The organism is Caballeronia sp. GAWG1-5s-s, assembly GCF_023631445.1.
Classification (GTDB): Bacteria; Pseudomonadota; Gammaproteobacteria; order Burkholderiales; family Burkholderiaceae; genus Caballeronia.
Genome location: NZ_JALQDC010000029.1, coordinates 266,790 through 286,183, shown reverse-complemented (window position 1 = coordinate 286,183; position 19,394 = coordinate 266,790). Strand labels below are relative to the sequence as shown.

The window sequence follows — 19,394 nt, the reverse complement described above, 5'->3', positions numbered from 1 at the left end:
CCATTGCATCGAATAACGGAGCGAATCAAATGGAATCTCTTTTCGACAACCCGATGGGTCTCATGGGATTCGAATTCGTCGAATTCGCGTCGCCCACGCCGAATACGCTCGAACCCGTGTTCGAGAAGCTCGGCTTCACGCTGGTCGCGCATCACCGATCCAAGGACGTCGTGCTGTACCGGCAAGGCGGGATCAATTTCATCGTGAATCGCGAGCCGAAAAGCCCAGCTGCTTACTTTGCGGCCGAGCACGGACCGTCCGCGTGCGGCCTCGCGTTTCGCGTCAAGGATGCCCATGCCGCTTTCGCGCGCGCCATCGACCTCGGCGCGCAGCCTCTTGAGATGCCAACCGGCCCAATGGAGTTGCGCCTGCCCGCCATCAGAGGAATCGGCGGCGCGCCGCTCTATCTCATCGACCGCTTCGAAGACGGCGAGTCGATCTACGACATCGACTTCAAATTCCTCGAAGGCGTCGACCGGCGGCCCGAGGGTTATGGACTGAAGCTCATCGATCATTTGACCCATAACGTCTATCGCGGACGCATGGCTTTCTGGGCCGGCTACTACGAGAAGCTCTTTAACTTCCGCGAGATTCGCTACTTCGACATCTCCGGCGAGTACACCGGCCTTACCTCGAAGGCGATGACCGCGCCCGACGGCAAGATTCGCATTCCGCTAAACGAGGAATCGTCGAAGGGAGCAGGACAAATCGAAGAATTCCTGATGAAGTTCAACGGCGAAGGCATCCAGTTGTGGCCTTGCTGTCAGACGATCTGCTTAGCACCATCGACAAGCTCGCGATGGCGGGCGTCCCGCTAATGACTGCGCCGAGCGAGACCTACTACGAGATGCTCGAAGAGCGTTTGCCGGGGCACGGGCAGCCGGTGTCCGAGTTGCGCACGCGCGGCATTCTGATTGACGGCAACACGAGCGGCGGTAATCCGAGGCTATTGCTGCAGATCTTCTCCGATACGCTGCTCGGACCCGTGTTCTTCGAATTCATTCAGCGCAAGGGCGATGACGGCTTCGGCGAAGGCAACTTCAAGGCGCTCTTTCAGTCGATCGAACGCGATCAGGTTCGACGAGGTGTCATCGGGCAGCAATAGTTCTCGATACGCGGATCATCACTTTCATGTCGGCAGGCGTTCGCCCAAAAGAGACGCCGCCGATGCAAAGAACAGGAGACATAGACATGCAGCAGACCGTCACCGCGGACAGCCCCCCGCTCTTCGCGCCGAACGCTCGCGTCGGTATCAATCCGGGTGCTGAAATCTCAGCGCGGATGGACCGATTGCCGATTACCCGGCATCTTTGGATGCTCGTGTTGCTCATCTCCCTCGGCGGGTTCTTTGAAGTCTACGACCTGATCTTCACTGGCTATATCGCGCCGGGCATGGCCAAAAGCGGCCTCCTGCGAACCACTACACATTCATTCTTCGGTTTCAACGGAATAGCGGCGTTCATCGCGGCAACGTTCGCCGGCCTGTTCGTCGGCACCTTCGGTTTCGGCTGGATGCCGGATCGCTACGGGCGCCGCACCGTCTTTACGTTCTCTCTGCTGTGGTACTCGGTCGGCTCGGCGGTCATGGCCTTCCAGACGACGCCCGAAGGCGTGCTGCTGTGGCGCTTCATCACAGGCATCGGCGTGGGCATCGAGATCATCACCATCGACAGCTACGTGACCGAACTCGTGCCGCAGTATATGCGCGGCCGTGCCATGGCGTTCAACCAGATGGTGATGTTCGCTGCTGCCCCGGTCGCCGCGATTCTCTCGTACTGGCTCGTGCCGACGACGCTGTTTGGCATCGACGGATGGCGAATCGTGGTGCTCGCCGGATCGGTGGGCGCGGTGCTCGTGTGGTTCATCCGCCGGGCGGTGCCGGAAAGCCCGCGCTGGCTCGCGACGCATGGCCGCGTCGAGGACGGCGAGCGGATCGTAGCGAAGATGGAGAGAATCATCGCGAGTCAAAGCGGTGAACCGCTGCCGCCGCCGCTCGCGGTGATCGAGCAGCCAGTGCATCGCCGGGCTTCGTTTTCGGAACTGCTGCAGCCGCCGTACCGTTCGCGCCTCATCATGCTGATCGTCTTCAACTTCTGTCAGGCAATCGGCTATTACGGGTTCGTGAACTGGGTTCCGACGTTGCTGATCGGACAGGGCATCACCGTGACGAAGAGTCTGTTGTACTCGTTCATCATCGCCTTCGCCATGCCGGCGGGTCCGATGCTCGCGATGCTTTACGCCGACAAGATCCAGCGCAAATGGTTGATCGTGGGCGGCGCGCTCGCAGTGGCCGCTTGCGGATTGACCTTTGGACAAATGAAAGAGGCCACGCCGCTGATCGTGCTGGGCGTCCTGATCAGTCTGGCCGGGCAGACGATTTCCGTCGCGTTCCATGCTTATCAGGCGGAACTCTTCCCGACAGCGGTGCGGTGCCGTGCAAGCGGCTTCGTTTTCTCCATCAGCCGCATCGGCGCGATGTTTTCAGGGTTTTTCATTGCCTTCCTCCTACGCAATTTCGGGGTCGTGGGCGTCTTCACGGGCATCACCGGTTGCATGCTGGTGGTTGCAATAGCGATTGGCGTCTTCGGACCCCGGACCAATGGTGTCCGACTCGAGGAACTCAATCACTAAGTCGTACGACCGCCCCAGTTCTCTGCACCATTTCAGTATCGGAGACAGACATGTCCCAATCACCTTCCTGGCGGTCTGAACCGTCGAAGACCGTGCGCTTCGATGGTCGTGTGTTGTTTCTGTCGCAAAGCGCAAGCGTCATCGAGCGCCAGTTGCTCGGTGAAGACGTCACGCTCGAAGATGCAGGGCCGCTGCGCAACGACATCTCCACCGATGAGATTACGCCCGCCTACATCTGCTACTACTACGACGAGAAGCTGGGCGAGTACCCTTACCTTGGCCTCGACTGCATGGCCGCTCGGCCAGTCAGACAAGGCAGCGTCAAGGCGGGCGGCTTCGCAGTCACTGTGGCAGGTCGCCGCTATGGAAAAGGATCATCGCGCGAGGCCAGTCCGTTCGCCGAGTGGTGCGCGGGTATCCGTCTGGTCATTGCCGAGAGCTTCGAGCGGATCTACCGGCAGAACTGCCATAACCTTGGCATTTTCACTTCGACGGACTTTGGCCTGATTGCGCGGATCCGTCGAGGCGAGAACATTCCGGTGGAGGAATTCACCCGCGGAGAAGATGCGCTCACGGTGGAACTGATTCGGAGGGGCGGATTGTTCCGCTTGACGGAGGCCAGGCGGAATGGATGGCGGCCTTCGGAGCAACCTCTCGGGTCACGGCCCATGACCTACGCCGAGAAGATTATCAGCCGAGCGGGCGGCTGCTCGGGCGTCGCGCCGGGTCAGAGCTTGTTCGCGAAGACCGACTGGCGTTACGCGCACGAGTACGTTTCTCCGATGTCTATCAGCTTCCTGCGCCGGGAGTGCGGCGACAAGATCGAACTGCGCGACCCCAGCAGCATCGTGTGCTTCTCCGACCATCTGACATTCATCCACCGCAGCATGCCACCTGAGCGTCGCGCGCTTGGCCTGCTGGACATTGCGCAAGCGATGGGGCAGGTGCAACAGCGCTTCTGTGAACAATACGGGCTGCGCCATCATGGGCTGTTGACTGACCGGGAAGGCTCGGAGGGAATCAGCCACTCCATCATGGCCGAGCGGTATGTCAAACCGGGGCAGCTTGCCGTCGGCACCGATTCTCATACTCCGCATTGCGGCGCATTGGGCGCACTTGCGTTCGGGATTGGCGCCACTGAAATGGCCAACGCGTGGCTCACCGGCGACGTCCGTGTGAAAGTACCCGAGACGTGCCGAATAAACTTCAATGGAACCTTGCCGGCTGGAGTGGAAGCGAAAGACATCGTCCTGCACCTGCTTCGCTTGCCCTATTTTCGTGAGGGTAATGCGATCGGGCAGATATTCGAATATCGTGGGGAGACCCTCACGTCTCTATCTACCGACGAGCGGGCGACCTTGACGAACATGGTCGCGGAAATGGGTGGCTTCAGCGGCATCATCGCTCCTGACGATGAAACGCAGCGCTTTCTGCGCGAGCGCCGGGGGATTGATTTCGAGATCGAGCCGTGGATGCGCAGCGACGACGATGCGGTGTTTGCGCATACCATCGACGTCGACTGCTCCCGACTGGAGCCCATGCTTGCGCGCCCGGGCGACCCTGGCCAAGGAATCGCCCTGTCCGAGGTTCGCGACTCGATACCGGTGGATATCGCTTACGGCGGCTCCTGCACGGGTGGCAAACGCGAGGATTTGCAGCGCTGCTACGAGGTGTTGAACTGGGCGTTGAGCCGCGGCTTGAGGGTTGCCGAGTCGACTCGCTTCTTTTTGCAGTTCGGCAGTCAGGACGTGCGCGACTACTGCAGCCGCGCAGGAATGCTCGATGTTTTCACGCGTGCCGGAGTCGAGCTCATCGAACCCGGGTGCGGTGCATGCGTCAACGCGGGTCCCGGAGTTTCGGAACGGCCCGACCAGGTGACGGTCAGCGCCATCAATCGAAATTTTCCCGGCCGATCTGGACCCGGGATGGTGTGGCTAGCCAGCCCTTCGACCGTTGCCGCAAGCGCGGTAGCCGGGCGGATTATCAGCTTCGAACGACTGCGAGCATCGGTCGGCGAACCATGACAATGCCCTCACACATTCCATCCCTCGCTCGGCTCTCACCTGCTGACGAACCTGGCGCGATGGCCGTGCGACGGATCCCAAGCGCGGTCGACTCTTGGTCACACAGGTTGAATCCTCCGCAGTGCAACGCCGTGCTGCTGATTAACGGAATGAGGAATGACATGCCGAAGAGCGGACCCGGCATGCTCGATGTCGAATCGCAGGAGATCGCGGTGATTCCGCGCGGCGTGCGCGTCACGGTCGCGCTGCCCGACGGGCGCGCGCGTGGTTACGTCTGCGAGAACTTCGGCGCATAGTGAGATCGATTCACAGAATCGCGTGCGCGGATTCTCGTATTGGCTTGGCGAGGCGACAGCCGTCGATCGAGCTTTAGGCAGGTACAGCTCGCCCCGCTGCGACGCGGCGCGAGCTCGTGCCTGGCCGCGCCGTTCAGTGTCGGGCAATACCACGGCCGCCATGGAGTTAGCGTTGACGATCGCTGAATGCTTACGGTTGCATCCTTATCCATAGAAAACTCAACCGCTAGCCGCAAGCCGCGCGGGCTCCCTGCCGGCGCAGGTTACCACTTAGACGCTGTTTTTCATCTCACGCAGATGCTTGTAAACGGTCGCGCGTCCCATGCCGAGCACTTTGGCCACGTAGTTCGCCGAACTCTTGCCCTTGAACGCGCCCTGCGCGTGCAGCGCCTCGACAAGCTCACGCCGATGTTCGCGCGTGAGCGAATTGAACGCGATCTGCCGCTCGCGCAGCCAGCCGTGCAGAAACGTGTTGATGCGCTCCTGCCAGTCGTCTTTGAATAGCTCGACGGGCTGCTCGACGACGCCCGCACCGCGCAGGAAGAGATCGAGCGTCGAACGCATTTCCTCGAAAGCCGCGATGTTGAAGTTGATGCACATGACGCCGGCGGCGTTCCCTGCGTCGTCAAACAGCGCCGTGCTCACGCAGCGCATGCGGCGGCCATCCCAGTTCAGCTTCTCGTAGGGACCGACGAGCCGGTCGCGCGCGGTGTCCTCGACATCCTCGAGCGCGGAGTCGTCGCCGATCTCGCGCTTCGACAGATTGTTCGACAGATACGCGACAGTCTGATCTGACAGGTCGTGGATTACGACTTCCGCATAGGGAAAGAACAGCGTCGTGATGCTGTCCGCAATGTGCGCATAGCGCGCGAGGAGCGCCTCCCGCGCGATGGCACCGGGCTTCGGCGTCTTGCGTCGTGACATTGACTGGGATTGGGGCATGAGTTCCAAAACGTTGAAGGCCGATGATACTGCTTAATCCGCGGCGCGCGGCTTCGCGAGATGAACGTAGAGCGCGTGCGCGATCGCAATGTCTTCGAGGCCGAGGCCAATAGAGCGGAAGAACACGCTGCGCTCGAAAGAAGGCGCCGGGCACGCGCCGCGCACGAGTTCCGCGAGATCTCCGCGAATCGTATTGGGCGACCAGCCGTGACACTCTTGCGCGATCACCATTTCGCCCGCGCTCGACGGCGTCGTCTGCCGATAGTCGCAGTAGACGTCGAGAGCATTCAGCGCGGCCGGATCGATCTCGTGCGCTCGAGCGACGTTCGTGCTGATCGAGGTGATGAGCGCGGGCTTCGTGAGCGCATCGAGCGAGAGCACCGGCGTACCCGACGACGTGCACAGCAGCACGACATCCGCATCGCGCACGCACTCGGCGACCGATGCCGCGACGTGCACGCGTGCGTCGAGCGCCCGCGCTTCGTCGGCGCGTTCGTGGTCGTTCACCAGGCGCGGCGAATGGATGCGGATCTCCGACCATGCGCGCAACGGTGCAACGTGCCGCAGATGCGCAAGCGCGACGCTCCCCGAGCCGATGATCGCGAGACGCTCGCTCGACTCGCGCGCGAGCCGCGCGACCGCGAGCGCCGTCGTGCCCGCCGTGCGCTCGGTGGTGAGGAGCGCGGCATCGCACCACATGAGCGGCGCGCCGGTGTGCATCGACATCAGCGCGGTCCAGGCGGTGACGATCGGCGCGCCGGGATGCACGATATACGGCGAGAGCTTTGCGCCGAAGACGCCGTGTTTCGCGAGCGCGCCGAGATAAGTGATGAAATCGCCAGCGCCGCCCGGAAAAGGCGTGAGCGTCTGCGGTGGCTGCACGGCACCGCCGCCGCCGAGCGCGTCGAACATGTCTTCGAGCGCCCCGTTGATGTTCAGCGACGGCAGGGCTCGCCGCACGTCGTCTTCGTGAACGATGAAAGGCGTCTTATCGCGCGTGGTTTCGGACAGCGAATTCATGCGGAAGCCTCCGGTTCGCGCGGCCATGGTCTCGCCATACAGCCGCTCTAGGTTGAGTAGACATTTTTGTCTATTCTAGACTTTTATTCTGATTTTCGACTATATTTCCCATGGGCGCTCGGCGAAGCCTGGGCGGCGGACTACACACGAACTTGGGTGGCGACAATGAACTGGAAGATGATTTGCTTCGCGGGCGCGGCGAGTTTCGCATTCGCATTCGGCGTGGCGCACGCGGATTCGCAGACCTTGCGCTTCGGGGTCGAGGCGTCGTATCCCCCGTTCGAGAGCAAGACCCCGGCAGGTACGCTTGAAGGCTTCGACATCGACATCGGCAATGCCGTGTGCGAGCGGGTGAAAATGAAGTGCGTGTGGGTGGAGAACAGCTTCGACGGACTGATTGCCGCGCTGCAGGCCCGCAAGTTCGACGCGATCAATTCGGCGATGAACATCACGGCCAAGCGCAAACAGGCCATCGACTTCACGCCGCCCGTCTACGTGATGCCGATCGAGATGGTCGCGAAGCGCGGCTCGCATCTGGAGCCGACGCCCGCAAGCCTGAAAGACAAGCGGGTCGGCGTGCTGCAAGGCTCGACGCAGGAGGACTACGTGCGCAAGCACTGGGCGGGCGCAGGCGTGCAAGTCGTGACGTACCAGAGCCAGGACCAGATTTTCGCGGATCTCTCGGCCGGGCGGCTCGACGGCGCGGTGCAGGAAGTGCAGACGGCGATCGACGGCTTTCTCGCGAAGCCCGAGGGCAAGGCCTTCGATTTCGCGGGCGGCCCGCTGACCGATCCGTCCACGCTTGGCGAAGGCACGGGCATCGGCTTGCGAAAGGACGACGCCGCGTTGAAAGCGAAGGTCGTCGCCGCGCTCGATTCGCTGAAGAAGGACGGAACCCTCAGCCAGCTCTCGCAAAAGTACTTCAAACGCGACATCATCGCGAAATAACCATTTCACCAGGCTCTGCACATGGCTCATGACGTGATCGTGCTCGGCGCGGGTATCGTGGGAGTGAGCGTCGCGCTGCATCTGCAGCAGCGCGGATGGGAGGTGACGCTCGTCGACCGGCGCGCGCCCGGCGAAGCGACGAGCTTCGGCAATGCGGGGCTGATCGAGGCGTCGGCAGTCGTGCCTTATGCGTTTCCGCGAGACCTGCGCACCGTGTTCAAGTTCGCGATGAACCGTTCCACCGCCCTGCGCTACGACCTGCGTTCCCTGCCCGCCTATGGGCCGTGGCTCGCGCGCTACTGGTGGGAGTCGGCGCCGGCGCGTCTCGCCGCCGCCGCGCGCGACATGCTTCCGCTCATCCGCAACAGCGTAGCCGAGCATGAGAAGCTGATCGCGCGCGCAGGTCTCTCCGATCTCGTGCGGCCCACGGGCTGGCTCGAAGCCTATCGCTCGCGTGAGCAGTTCGAGCGCGAGGCGAGCGGCGCCGAGCGCATCGCGAGCGAGCACGGCCTGGGCATGAAGGTGCTCGATGCGGCCGCGCTGCATCGGCTGGAGGGATCGCTCGCAGACGGATACGCGGGCGCAATCCACTGGACCGACCCACGCAGTGTCATCGATCCCGGGGCGCTGACGAAAGGATATGCGGCCCTGTTCGAGCGCCAGGGCGGACGCATCCTGAGCGGGGACGCCGCGACGCTCCAACGGTCGGGCAGCGGCTGGCGCGTCATGACGTCGAGCGGGCTTGTGGAGGCGCAGGCGGCGGTCATCGCGCTCGGCGTCTGGTCCGGGGATCTCGCGCGCAAGCTTGGCTACCGCATTCCGCTGGTGGCGAAGCGCGGCTATCACATGCACTACGCGAGCGACGGCCGCGCTGCCCTATCCCGGCCTGTCGTCGATATCGAGCACGGCTATGTGGTCGCCCCAATGCGGCGCGGGCTGCGACTCACGACCGGCGTCGAACTGGCGTGCCGTGATAGGCCGCCGAGTCCAGTGCAACTCGAACGAGCGGAGCGCGTTGCTCGTCCGATGTTCGGCCTCGGGGCGCGAATCGACGACGCGCCGTGGGTCGGGATGCGACCCTGCACGCCGGATATGCGGCCGGTGATCGGACCGGCGGACCGTCATCCGGGTCTCTGGTTTGCGTTCGGACATGCGCATCACGGACTGACGCTCGGGCCAGTGACGGGCAGGCTGCTGAGCGAGTTAATGGACGGAGAAGCGGGGTTCACCAGTCCACATCCCTACCGCGCGGGGAGGTTCTAGCACTGCCCAGCTGGTGATGTGGACTCGGGGTACCCTCTGACCGCCGACAACTCGGCGTGATGCCTCATCCGATACCCCTGCGGCGTCACACCATAGACGCGACGAAATTGTCGCCCCATATGGGAGGCATCGAAAAAGCCGCAGTGGCCGGCAATGTCGCTAACCGTTCGATGCGTACCGGCGAGCAGCCACGCCGCCGTTTTCAATCGAATGCGAAGCGCATACGCCAGCGGTGACTCGCCGGTTCCCTCTTTGAAAAGGCGCTGAAGCTGCCTTGGCGATGTATCGAGACGAGTTGCTAATGCTTCGACACGCAGCGGTGCGCCTATGTGCTGCTCGATCAAATGAACCGCGCGCCGCAAACGCGGATGGCACAGCAAGTCCCGTTGCAAACGACAGGACTCGAACGCATTTGCCGGCGCCATGACGTGTCGCTGGCTACTGCTGCCCTGCTTTTTCCGCTGCGGCGTCCGGTGATAAGCACGATCGTTTTCGGTGCGACGACCCAGACGAATTCAATGAGTCTGTCGCGCGTCTCTGTAAAACCTCGTCCGACCAGTTCTGGAAGGAACTGGACGCATTCCTAGTCGAGGCAAAGGATTGGGAGAAGTATGATTAAGTAATTATTGCTTTACGCAGGACTCCGCCATCCGTGCTTTCGCGTTTGAACACAACATAAGCAGCCATCGCGCTGTGCGCCTGATATGCGCGTTTAGGACAACTCAATAGTTCAATGGCACGAATAAAACCTCGATCAACAACGTCGGCGGAAATGAAATCGCTGAGCACTTTCCCAGCACGGATCAACGTTGCCGGAGGCGCTTCGAAAGTTGCCGGCGGATGATCTATAAAACGCTTATCGGCGTGGCGCGGTCCGCGCTCGCGGCCATCTTCCACGACCTTCAGTCGACTCACGATGCTTCGCTCGGTACGGAATTGCTGACGATCTGCTTGATGACCGCCTCCATCAAGCCGGGAAAGCGGGCATCCAACTCCGCGCGCCGCAGTGAATTCTGATGCACGGTGCCGGCAACGCGCGTGCGCACCAGGCCCGCTTCGCGGAGGATCCGAAAATGATGGGAGACACTCGACTTCGGTCGGCCGCCGTCGAGCTCGCCACAGGTCGCCTCGTCTACCGTCGATAGTTGACGAACGATCTCGAGGCGCACCGGGTCGCTAAGAGCGTGGAAAAGCCGCCCGAGCGTGAAGTCCTCGGCGACAGGATGGGTATAGGCGCGCATTGTGCAAACAGTAATGGGTTCTGCGATACTCGCAAGTTCGATATTTATCGAAATAACGTACAAGCCTCACAACGGGAGTTTAGCCTGATGTCCGCATTATTTCAGCCGTACCAGCTCAAAGACGTTTCCTTGCGCAACCGCATTGCAATTCCGCCGATGTGCCAGTACACCGCCGAAGACGGTTTGATCAACGACTGGCACCGCGTGCACCTGGCCGGTCTCGCTCGTGGGGGCGCGGGGCTGGTGATCGTCGAGGCAACGGCGGTGTCGCCCGAGGGCCGGATTACGCCGGGCTGCGCGGGCATCTGGACCGACGAGCAGGCGCAGGCGTTCGCGCCCGTGGTCGCATCCATCAAGGCGGCGGGCGCGGTGCCGGGCATTCAGATCGGTCACGCGGGCCGCAAAGCCAGCGCCAATAGGCCCTGGGAAGGCGACGATCACATCGCCGACAGCGATCCTCGAGGCTGGCAAACTCTTGCGCCCTCGGCAATCCCGTTCGGCGGCGGTCTGTCGAAAGTACCCAAAGCGATGACGCTCGACGACATCGCGCGCGTTCGCGAAGATTTCGTCGCCGCCGCGAAGCGTGCGCGCGACGCGGGCTTCGAGTGGCTCGAATTGCACTTCGCGCACGGCTACCTCGGCCAAAGCTTCTTCTCAACGCACTCCAATCAACGCGACGACGCGTACGGCGGCAGCCTCGAGAACCGCAGCCGCTTCCTGCTGGGGACGCTGGCCGCCGTACGCAAGGTGTGGCCGGAGCACCTGCCATTGACGGCGCGCTTCGGCGTGATCGAATACGACGGCCGCGACGAAGAAACGCTCGCTGAGTCGATCGAACTCGCGAAGAATTTCAAGCGCGAGGGACTGGACATGCTGAGCGTCAGCGTGGGCTTCTCCACCCCGACCGCGGCGATTCCGTGGGCGCCGGCGTTTCTCGCGCCGATCGCGGAGCGCGTGCGCCGTGAGGCCGGCATTCCGGTTTCGTCGGCATGGGGCATCGACACGCCCGAACTGGCGGACCGTTCGGTGAAGAACGGGCAACTGGACCTGGTGATGGTTGGCCGCGCGCACTTGGCCGATCCGCACTGGCCGTACTATGCGGCGAAGAAGCTGGGTATCGAGCGTCCGTCGTGGACGCTGCCTGCGCCGTACGCGCATTGGCTCGAACGCTATGCGGTTGCGTGAGTTTACGCGTCGGTCGTGATGTGCTGATGTGCTGATGTGTCGTTTGCCTTGAGCTTGGAGCGTCAGGGCAGACGGCACATTGGCTTGCTTCCTCGTGTGCGCCCAACGCTCAATCCTTTTTCCTAAGCACGGCGGGGCTTTTTCACTCCTCGCCTGCATTAACTCCATACCTTCTTGTTCGTGCAGCAAACGAGCGAATTTAATATCACGCCAGTGCCTTACAGCTTGCGCACGGCGCTCGAGTCGCTCGGCGAGATGGATCACAACTCGCTCGCTATCGAAGCCGGGACTGGAGCGATCCAGCGTCGCGGAAGTGATTCCGCGACTCAACGCGCGCCGGCTCGTCAGCCGCACGCAGGCGGAACACGACAAGCGGCTGCGGCTTGTCAGGCTCACGCCCGCTGGCAAACGCCCGGTCAGGAGACGGCCCCCGCAGTGCAGCGCGCGCACGAGCGCACGATCGAACATCTGTCGCCCGTCGAGCGTGATTTCTTCATCTGCAAACGATCCGGCTGGTGAAAGCCAACAACGCGGATAACCTCGTACCCTTCCGGCTGCCCGATAGCCAGTTGCTCGCGCAGGACAAAAGGGAAGCCGACGCCACGTGAACATTGCGCGCCGCCAACATGCAGCCTGCAGGTAGTCGAACTTGGTTGGCTGAAGCCGCAAAACCACAACGGCCGAGACTGCATGCCAGTCCACGCGCTAGGAACGGTTCATGCATGCGCTCGATGAAAACGCCCGCGAGTGTCTCATGTTCATTCCTCATAACAAGCCGACAACGGACAGCGACATACGAGGAAGCGCGCGCCGCGCGCATTCATGGTCGGCGCATGTCGGCCCGGGACTCGTCACGATCGCCTCGGACAACGATCCGAGCGGCATAGCCACTTACACGCTCGCGGGCGCGTGGTATGGCTTCGACCAGCTCTGGGTGTGCGTGCTCTCGTACCCGTCGACCGTCGCATTGCAACTCATTGCGGCACGCGTCGCCGCTATTACGGGGCGCGGCCTGACTGCGAACATGCGCAAGCACGACTGGCCTCCGTTCTTTTACTTCGCCGTCGCGCGCTTCCTGATCGCCAATACCTTGAACATTGCCGTCGATGTGCTCGCTATGGGCGCCGCTCTGCGCGCATTGACCGGCGGGTCCCTCGTCTGGCTCACGCTGCTATCCGGCTGCGCAGCGCTCGTTCTGCAATGGAGCATCGCTTACGCAAGCTACGCGAGGTTCCTCAAATGGCTGACGCTCGCGATGTTCGCGTATGCAGGCGTCCTTCTGCTCGTCGATGTGCCCTGGCATGCAGTCGCAAGGCGAATGATCATTCCGCGCGTCGTCTGGTCGGAACACTATGTGACGACGTTGATCGCCGTGCTGGGCACGACGGTCAGCCCCTACCTGATGTTCGCGCAAGCCGAACAGGAAGCGCGGGACATCAAGAAGAGCGAGGTTTCCCGGCGGCAGGCATTGGATCGAAAGATGGGCGGCATGCGGCGCGAGGTAGTGATCCGGACCTTGCTGTCCAATGCAGTCTCGGTCTGTGTCATGATCGCGGCGGCCGCGACGCTGCATCTCATGCAGTCGACGCCTCCGGGCGAGTTCGTGCAACTGGATCGCGTGCTCGAGCCGCTCGCGCATGGTCATGCGGGGCACGTGCTCGCGCTTGCACTTCTCGGATCGGCCCTTCTTGCGCTTCCGCCGCTGGCGGGCTCGGCTGCGCAGGCGGCCGCGAGTTCATTCAACTGGGAGAACGGCGAGCGGCGCGATACCCGTATTGCGTGGCTGCTCGCCGGGACGATCGCGCTCGGCATCGCGGTCGCCGTGAGTCTGACGTTCTTTCATGTCGAGCCTGCGCGAGCGCTCTACTGGAGCGCGGTGCTCAACGGTATGACCGTCACGCCCGTTCTCGTTCTGCTCGTCTTGCTCAGTTCGAGCCGTAAAGCCGTAGGCGATCTCGCTGCGCACTGGGCTTTGCGCGCGCTCAGCTGGCTTGCGGCGCTAGCGACCGCAGCGGCGCTCGTCGCGCATTTCGTGCTGGAGTTCGTGTCACGATGAATCCGCGCGCCCCGTCGAAGACGGGACACGGTGGCATCGGCGCCGCGGCGTTAGTCGTCAACCGTTCGAGAACTTCTGACTTGGCTCGCGGGAAGGCCGATAGTCGGCTCTTATCTGCGCGGACGAGCAGACGCGGGAGGTGCCTCGTTCGATGTTCGCCGAATCAAATTCCGGTCGATGCACCTGAACGGCGCTGTGCATCACGTCGCTGGAAAAGAGCGCCGTTTCGCCGCGCGAGCACATCTGCAGGCAGCCGCTCCGCCGATGCGCGAATGATCGAGTTCGCTCCGATACATCAACAAGCTAAATAGGGTCGCGCTGCTGCGCTGTCTCGGCCAACGCGCCCTATCGCAGTTGTGCTAGCAAGGTTCGCCACGGCGCCCTTCTCCGCCAAGCCCTAATCGCCGTGTCGCCATGCGCAGTCAGCCATCCGCCCGCCGTGCTATAACCGACACCCACGCGGACGGTGCCGTCGGCGTCCTGTTGCATCGGCCTACCAACACGAGATCGAGGCTATGTTCCGGAAGCGAGCCATTTCCTTAGCTGCTTTATTGCTGATGCACGCCGCGGCTGTCACCGCACAGGCCGAGCAAACCCCCGCCCGCGACGAGTTCTACTGGCTGGGCGAAATCAACAAGGCTACCGCCGTCATCAACACCGACGAGGGCTTGCTGGACAAGTCGCTTGCGCCGCGCATCGCGGCCGGCGTCGCCAAGGTGATTCACGACGGAAACCAGCCGGGGGCGAAGCGTCCATCCACCGTCATCACGTTCGAACCGCTGATGATCCAGGCCGCCGGCATGGATGTGACGCTGCTTCACGCTGGGCGCTCGAGCCAGGACATGCACGCGACCTACCGCGCGGCGATCCTGCGCGACGACATGCTCCGTCTGGCCGACCAGCTGAACACGACCGCGACGACGATCGTAAAGCTCGCGCAACAGCACGAACATACCATCGTACCGAACTACACCAACGGCGTGGCGGCGCAGCCCAACAGCTACGGACACTACCTGCTAGGCTACGCGGCCGCGCTCGACCGAGACGCGCAGCGCATCCGCGAGGCGTATGCGCGCGTCGACCTGAGTCCGATGGGCACCACGGTCCTCAATGGCACGAGCTGGCCGCTGGACCGCGCGCGCATGGCGAAGTATCTGGGCTTCCCGGGCATTGTCGACAACGCCTATGACGCGCATCAGATTGCGGCGGTCGATCATCCCGTGGAAGTCGCCTCGATCGTAACGAGCATCGCGTTGCATGCGGGCAGCTTCATCGAGGATGTCATGACGCAGTACGCGGAGCCGAGACCGTGGATTCTGCTGCTAGAGGGCGGCAGCAATACCTACGTGTCGAGCGCCATGCCGCAGAAGCGCAATCCTGGATTGCTGAACTCCACGCGCGCCGACGCGTCGAGCGCTATCACGCTCGCGATGGGTCCAGTCATCCGCGCGCATAACATCCCGCCGGGCATGCCCGACGCCAAGGACGTGCGCGACAACAAGGAGATGATCGACAGCGCGATCACTGTGCTGAAGAAGTGGGACAAGATCATGAACGCGCTGGTCATCGACCAGAAGCGCGCGCTGGAAGAACTGGACAGCGACTGGACGGCGTCTCAGGAAGTCGCAGATGTACTCATGCGCAAGTACAAACTGCCTTTCCGCCTCGGACACCACTTTGCGTCGGAGGTCGTCGAGTACGCGCGCGCCAACAACATCAAGCCGAGCGACTTCCCGTACGACCAGGCCCAGCGGATTCTACGCCGAGACGACGAAGGCTTATGCCGAGAGCAACGGCGTGCTGCCCATGAGCGAAGCGGAGTTCCGCGCGACGCTGGACCCGGTTGCGATCGTCAACGACCGGCGTACCACAGGCGGGCCGCAGCCTGTGGAGATGGAGCGCATGCTGAAAGAGGCAAACGGGAAACTTGCGCAACGAAGCGACTGGATCGCGGACCAGCGGAGGACCATCGATTCGTCGTTGGCCAAGCTCGATCGCGATTTCGACAAGCTCCTGCCGAAGCAATAAGCGAAACGAGCGTCGATCCTGTCGTCTTCGCCTACTGTTGTCTGGATCAGTTCGCGGAATAGCCACTCTCTCGATCTCTCGACCTCGCTCGGCTTCTGCCGGATTCACCGTTGCGACGAACGGGGGAGCCTATCGGCTTCGGAAACGAGCCGAGATCGGTCTACCTCCAGACGTGCGTAGAACACCCTGCGAAAGGGGGACTATTTTCTTTCGGCCGAAGGTCTATCGTTTTGGATGTCACCCGCTTTCGTTCTTGGCCGTCGTAGGCGCGTGCCTTTAAGCGAGTCACTGGACGATGAGTGGCATGCGTGAATCGGCGACGACGTCGGCCTCGCCGCGCCTGGACTGGCTGTTCGATCCCGGAATACGGCAATTGTCCGAATTGCCCGATTAGCGCGTCGCGCGCCAGGGATCCTTGAAGGAACCAGCCATGCACGAGGAGCGACCTCCGACAAGGCGACAGCAGCAACGACGGGAAGGCGTTGCAGCGAGCACTAGCGGAATACGGATTCAGCCGGGGCCCGCTCGACAGCGACTACCGGAAAGGACGGGTTGCGGCAGTCATCGCATTTCAGAGAACTGGCGGATCAGTGTTCGACGGCGAGCGGGACCGCGCACCTTATTCGCACTCGGCCACGCCGGCCCAGAGAGATTTCCGTCCGGCATTGCCGCCTCGCTCGCTGCAAAGAGGCCTGCCGGCGCAGCGCGTCGTCGATTCGCGATTCGCGATTCGCAGTGCGACCGAAACATCTATCGGAGGGATAAGCCATGAACTCCATACCTGTGAATCCGGTACCGGAAGACAACAGCGCCTCTTCTTCATCGGTAACGCCGATCAAGCCCGCAACGGAGCCTGCGCCGTCGACCACGTTCGAGCAGTCCAGATTCCCAGCGGAGCAACTGATTCTTCAGCGCGACCTCAATGAAGTCCTGCTGTTGCTGGATTTCATTTCGGGACGTCCGGATGTGCACATCTGGGATATCGGAGACATCAAGTATCCGGTTCGCCAAAACGCCGAGGCCAACGCGAACGCTGAGAACGGCAATCGCGTAACGAGTCCGCCGTCCGTGCTGCCGCCAATCGAAGTGATCAGAAGAATATGCGCCTTGCGTTATCCGCCGGAGCCGAACCAAAGCCTGAACGATCGCGCCGACGACGCCGCCTTGCTTCTGTGCGTGAAGGACAAAGTCAACTCGATTGCCTATCCCGCGAACGGGGTCACGATTGCCTACACCTACATGTTTCTCGAAGAGAGGTCTAGGGCGAAGCGCAACTCGCCGGCGCCGCTGGAGAACGGCGTTACGCTCGACAGAGAGACTCGCGCGGTCGTCGCGAGGTCGGCTTATCCGGGGCTCATTCCGAGCGCAAAGCGCTTCCGCTGCTTTCACAGGAACGTTTCGCGTGTCGGCGCGGCGGTCACGTTTTTCTCCGCGATCCTGCTTTGGCTCGTCGTGTACGGCTTGCAACTGACGTCCCGCTTCGAGGACGATCAGAAGAGCACCGCAGACCTGACCAGCCAGATCTACGCGGCAGTAGACAAAGAGAATTCGTCGCTCGCACAAGACAAGCAGAAGCACGACAGCGTACCGGTGCGTTGCGACTCGAAAATCGATCAGCAGAGCAGCCAGATCCGGCTGCTGTGCAACCGCTGGTCGTACTATCAGGCGCGTTACGAGAAATCCATCAACGATGCGGCGGCATTCGCCGAAACGTCGCCGTCGTCATGGCTCACCATGCCGTTTCCGATTTCCTCGATGCTGCTTACGAAGAACAAAGGCGGCAACACTGTAGCGGCGCAGGAAAACATCCAGTCCATCACGCTGGTTCTGTCAGCCTACGCGAGCTATGTATTGCCGGTGCTGTTCGGCCTCGTCGGCACCATTGCCTCGTTTTTGCGCGATATCAGCGACCGGATCACGCGAAGCATTCTGGCGCCGCGCGATGAAACGCTCGCCATCATTCGCCTGATCCTCGGCGCCATCGCAGGGCTCGCCGTCGGACTGTTCTTCACGCCCGGGTCAGTGGCGCAGACGGTGAGTTCAGGCTCGGGCGCGCTCACGCTTTCCGCGTCGGGAATCGCTTTTATTGCGGGTTATGGCGCGGACGGCTTCTTTCGGATGATCGATGCGATGATCGTGCGTGTTTTCAGCCTCGATCGCCCGGACAAGCCGTCGCAAGCGAAGTAACGACCGGAAGCCGCCAGCGGCTACCTAACAGCCGAGGGGTCCCCCCGCGCCGTGACCTAAGCGCTCCACTTCTGGCTAATACGCTGCCGTGTCTGATCGAGCAAGGCACGGATGGCGTCGAGCTTCGAGAGGTGCGCCACCGCGACGCCACCTGAGTGGCGCCGGGCTCGAACATCCGGCGCGCGTCGTGCGCATCGTAGCGGGCCATAATCGGAGCGCACATCGCAGTTGCTTCAAGATGCCGGTGGCTTTGCAACAGCAACGGAAATGCATAATCCACGCGCCATCCCGCGCGTTAAGACACCGTGCCGGCGGCGGTCTCGAGTACGCGTGACGGGTTGAGCCCGCTTGCTCGCGGCGCCTGCCGCGTCGGTGCATTGGGGCACAGAGAGGCCATTTCCAGAGTAGTCGATCGCGCCGTTTGTACGCGTCGGCGAGGACCGCTTCGAAAGTCGCCTATATGCACGCCTTAGTGCTTGCAAAGCGCGAATGGCGCTCTTGCCAAAACGGGGGCATCCATTAGCACGCTCACGGTGAGTTCGAACTGCGCAGCCGAAGGCGGCATGGCGTGGCGGCGCAACGATTTGTCTGCGAGCGATGATGCCGGTGTCCGGCAACTGATGCGCGGATACATCCACAGACATGCAGAGATTGCTGGCTCACGCGCGACGCCAAAGTCCGAGCCCGCGAGCCCGCAACGCATGTCGCTGGTCCACGTAAATGAGTCGACGAGTCGCCTGACTTACTGAGACGCAGCGTGACCGCATTTAGCCTTCACTTTCGGACGACGCGCCCTTGGCTGAAACCTACGGCAAGCGCTATCGGGCATATTCGCAATCACCGAGCGCGCCCTTTGCACGCCTCGCCGTTGGCTCAAACGAAGCAACACGGACCAATCATTGTCCCGCCTCATGCGCGAATCGCTGCGGCGCCCAACACGCGCGTTTACCTATACTGCCATTGCTCATTGGCCGTCGCGCAGGGTCTCCTATGACTCCGTTCTACGCCCGGGCCATATATTAGAAACAGCGGCGCGCATCGTTGCGTTCCCGCGTAACAGTGTGAGGCGATGGTATGTGCAGACAGCGCAATAATAAGCACATCTATGTAATTAACACTGTCCCTGTCCGCCCTCTGGCCGCGGCGATCCTCATCGGGCTTCCGTTCCCCCTTCACGCGCTGACGGTAATTACATCGAGCGACACGTCGCAGACGCTTTCGACTGATTCCGTTTATCAAATCGAAGCAGGAACGGTCATCACGACCACGTATCAGAATGCGATCAATGTCGACGGCATCGCTCCCGTCACGATGACAAACGGGGGCTCGATAACCAGCTCGGTCGACAACCTGGCCGCCGCCGTGCGATTCAACGTGCCCGGCACGCTTTCCAACCTTTCATCGGGGCGCTTGCTCGGCAACACCTTTGGCGTCGTCTTCACCTCGGGAGATAACAACGCGCTCTCCAATCAGGGCGACATCAGTGCGCGCACGAGTCACGCCGTTGCCTATCAGTCGGGAGCGGGCGGCGTCGTCGACAATTTCGGTACGTTGAAGGTAGTCCGTCGATAGG

At 62.1% G+C, this 19,394-nt stretch carries 13 protein-coding genes and 4 pseudogenes; 12 read left to right on the top strand and 5 right to left on the bottom strand.

Features of this window, described 5'->3' with window-relative positions; all coding sequences use genetic code 11:
* Window positions 1–29 precede the first annotated feature (29 nt).
* From hppD to NCR34_RS22265, 4 genes and pseudogenes are all read left to right on the top strand, one after another.
* Window positions 30–1,105 (top strand): annotated as a pseudogene (hppD, locus tag NCR34_RS22280) (4-hydroxyphenylpyruvate dioxygenase).
* Window positions 1,106–1,191: 86 nt separating this feature from the next.
* The gene (locus tag NCR34_RS22275) at window positions 1,192–2,631 is read left to right on the top strand and encodes an MFS transporter (RefSeq protein WP_248324706.1); all 1,440 of its coding nucleotides are present in this window, start codon (window positions 1,192–1,194) and stop codon (window positions 2,629–2,631) included.
* A 50-nt stretch (window positions 2,632–2,681) separates the two neighbouring features.
* Window positions 2,682–4,655 carry an aconitase family protein gene (locus NCR34_RS22270; protein ID WP_248324705.1) on the top strand — a complete coding sequence of 658 codons (1,974 nt, stop codon included), beginning with the start codon at window positions 2,682–2,684 and terminating at the stop codon, window positions 4,653–4,655.
* Between the two features lie 179 nt (window positions 4,656–4,834).
* Window positions 4,835–4,948: pseudogene (locus NCR34_RS22265) on the top strand (homogentisate 1,2-dioxygenase); the annotation flags it as partial.
* Between the two features lie 273 nt (window positions 4,949–5,221).
* Here NCR34_RS22265 and NCR34_RS22260 read toward each other — a convergent pair.
* Window positions 5,222–5,875 carry a helix-turn-helix transcriptional regulator gene (locus NCR34_RS22260; RefSeq protein ID WP_248324704.1) on the bottom strand — a complete coding sequence of 218 codons (654 nt, stop codon included), beginning with the start codon at window positions 5,873–5,875 and terminating at the stop codon, window positions 5,222–5,224.
* A 51-nt stretch (window positions 5,876–5,926) separates the two neighbouring features.
* The gene (locus NCR34_RS22255; protein WP_248324703.1) at window positions 5,927–6,913 is read right to left on the bottom strand and encodes an ornithine cyclodeaminase family protein; all 987 of its coding nucleotides are present in this window, start codon (window positions 6,911–6,913) and stop codon (window positions 5,927–5,929) included.
* 165 nt (window positions 6,914–7,078) lie between these two features.
* Between NCR34_RS22255 and NCR34_RS22250 the strand changes: the two genes are divergently transcribed.
* Both NCR34_RS22250 and NCR34_RS22245 read left to right on the top strand, forming a co-directional pair.
* A complete protein-coding gene (locus NCR34_RS22250) occupies window positions 7,079–7,861 on the top strand; it encodes an ABC transporter substrate-binding protein (protein WP_248324702.1) in 783 nt (260 codons plus the stop codon).
* Between the two features lie 21 nt (window positions 7,862–7,882).
* Window positions 7,883–9,124, top strand: coding sequence for an NAD(P)/FAD-dependent oxidoreductase (locus tag NCR34_RS22245; protein WP_248324701.1), 1,242 nt, complete (start codon window positions 7,883–7,885; stop codon window positions 9,122–9,124).
* On the opposite strand, the gene NCR34_RS22240 is transcribed toward NCR34_RS22245, so the two are convergent.
* From NCR34_RS22240 to NCR34_RS22230, 3 genes are all read right to left on the bottom strand, one after another.
* On the bottom strand, window positions 9,121–9,549 hold the full coding sequence (locus NCR34_RS22240; protein WP_248324700.1) for a helix-turn-helix domain-containing protein: 429 nt from the start codon (window positions 9,547–9,549) through the stop codon (window positions 9,121–9,123). The two genes, NCR34_RS22245 and NCR34_RS22240, sit on opposite strands and share 4 nt — an antisense overlap.
* Window positions 9,550–9,739: 190 nt before the next feature.
* Window positions 9,740–10,039 carry a hypothetical protein gene (locus tag NCR34_RS22235; RefSeq protein WP_248324699.1) on the bottom strand — a complete coding sequence of 100 codons (300 nt, stop codon included), beginning with the start codon at window positions 10,037–10,039 and terminating at the stop codon, window positions 9,740–9,742.
* Entirely contained in the window at window positions 10,036–10,365 is a 330-nt protein-coding gene (locus NCR34_RS22230; protein ID WP_248324698.1) for an ArsR/SmtB family transcription factor, read from the bottom strand. The genes NCR34_RS22235 and NCR34_RS22230 overlap by 4 nt, the downstream gene beginning before the upstream one ends.
* A gap of 87 nt (window positions 10,366–10,452) precedes the next feature.
* Between NCR34_RS22230 and NCR34_RS22225 the strand changes: the two genes are divergently transcribed.
* From NCR34_RS22225 to NCR34_RS22205, 6 genes and pseudogenes are all read left to right on the top strand, one after another.
* On the top strand, window positions 10,453–11,550 hold the full coding sequence (locus NCR34_RS22225) for an NADH:flavin oxidoreductase/NADH oxidase (RefSeq protein WP_248324697.1): 1,098 nt from the start codon (window positions 10,453–10,455) through the stop codon (window positions 11,548–11,550).
* A gap of 718 nt (window positions 11,551–12,268) precedes the next feature.
* Complete coding sequence (locus tag NCR34_RS22220) at window positions 12,269–13,606, top strand: NRAMP family divalent metal transporter (protein ID WP_248324696.1); 1,338 nt, start codon at window positions 12,269–12,271, stop codon at window positions 13,604–13,606.
* 557 nt (window positions 13,607–14,163) lie between these two features.
* Window positions 14,164–15,634: pseudogene (locus tag NCR34_RS22215) on the top strand (argininosuccinate lyase).
* A 479-nt stretch (window positions 15,635–16,113) separates the two neighbouring features.
* Window positions 16,114–16,233: pseudogene (locus NCR34_RS28235) on the top strand (peptidoglycan-binding domain-containing protein); the annotation flags it as partial.
* Between the two features lie 169 nt (window positions 16,234–16,402).
* On the top strand, window positions 16,403–17,821 hold the full coding sequence (locus NCR34_RS22210; protein WP_248324695.1) for a hypothetical protein: 1,419 nt from the start codon (window positions 16,403–16,405) through the stop codon (window positions 17,819–17,821).
* Between the two features lie 1,074 nt (window positions 17,822–18,895).
* Complete coding sequence (locus NCR34_RS22205) at window positions 18,896–19,393, top strand: hypothetical protein (protein WP_250501062.1); 498 nt, start codon at window positions 18,896–18,898, stop codon at window positions 19,391–19,393.
* The last annotated feature ends 1 nt before the right edge of the window (window position 19,394 follow it).

Bases quoted from the DNA above. Each gene is read 5' to 3' on its own strand.
- NCR34_RS22225 (WP_248324697.1), top strand. From the start codon at position 10,453: ATGTCCGCATTATTTCAGCCGTACCAGCTCAAAGACGTTTCCTTGCGC.
- NCR34_RS22260 (WP_248324704.1), bottom strand. From the start codon at position 5,875: ATGTCACGACGCAAGACGCCGAAGCCCGGTGCCATCGCGCGGGAGGCG.
- NCR34_RS22250 (WP_248324702.1), top strand. From the start codon at position 7,079: ATGAACTGGAAGATGATTTGCTTCGCGGGCGCGGCGAGTTTCGCATTC.
- NCR34_RS22210 (WP_248324695.1), top strand. From the start codon at position 16,403: ATGAACTCCATACCTGTGAATCCGGTACCGGAAGACAACAGCGCCTCT.
- NCR34_RS22240 (WP_248324700.1), bottom strand. From the start codon at position 9,549: ATGGCGCCGGCAAATGCGTTCGAGTCCTGTCGTTTGCAACGGGACTTG.
- NCR34_RS22205 (WP_250501062.1), top strand. From the start codon at position 18,896: ATGTGCAGACAGCGCAATAATAAGCACATCTATGTAATTAACACTGTC.
- NCR34_RS22220 (WP_248324696.1), top strand. From the start codon at position 12,269: ATGCATGCGCTCGATGAAAACGCCCGCGAGTGTCTCATGTTCATTCCT.
- NCR34_RS22255 (WP_248324703.1), bottom strand. From the start codon at position 6,913: ATGAATTCGCTGTCCGAAACCACGCGCGATAAGACGCCTTTCATCGTT.
- NCR34_RS22245 (WP_248324701.1), top strand. From the start codon at position 7,883: ATGGCTCATGACGTGATCGTGCTCGGCGCGGGTATCGTGGGAGTGAGC.
- NCR34_RS22270 (WP_248324705.1), top strand. From the start codon at position 2,682: ATGTCCCAATCACCTTCCTGGCGGTCTGAACCGTCGAAGACCGTGCGC.
- NCR34_RS22230 (WP_248324698.1), bottom strand. From the start codon at position 10,365: ATGCGCGCCTATACCCATCCTGTCGCCGAGGACTTCACGCTCGGGCGG.
- NCR34_RS22275 (WP_248324706.1), top strand. From the start codon at position 1,192: ATGCAGCAGACCGTCACCGCGGACAGCCCCCCGCTCTTCGCGCCGAAC.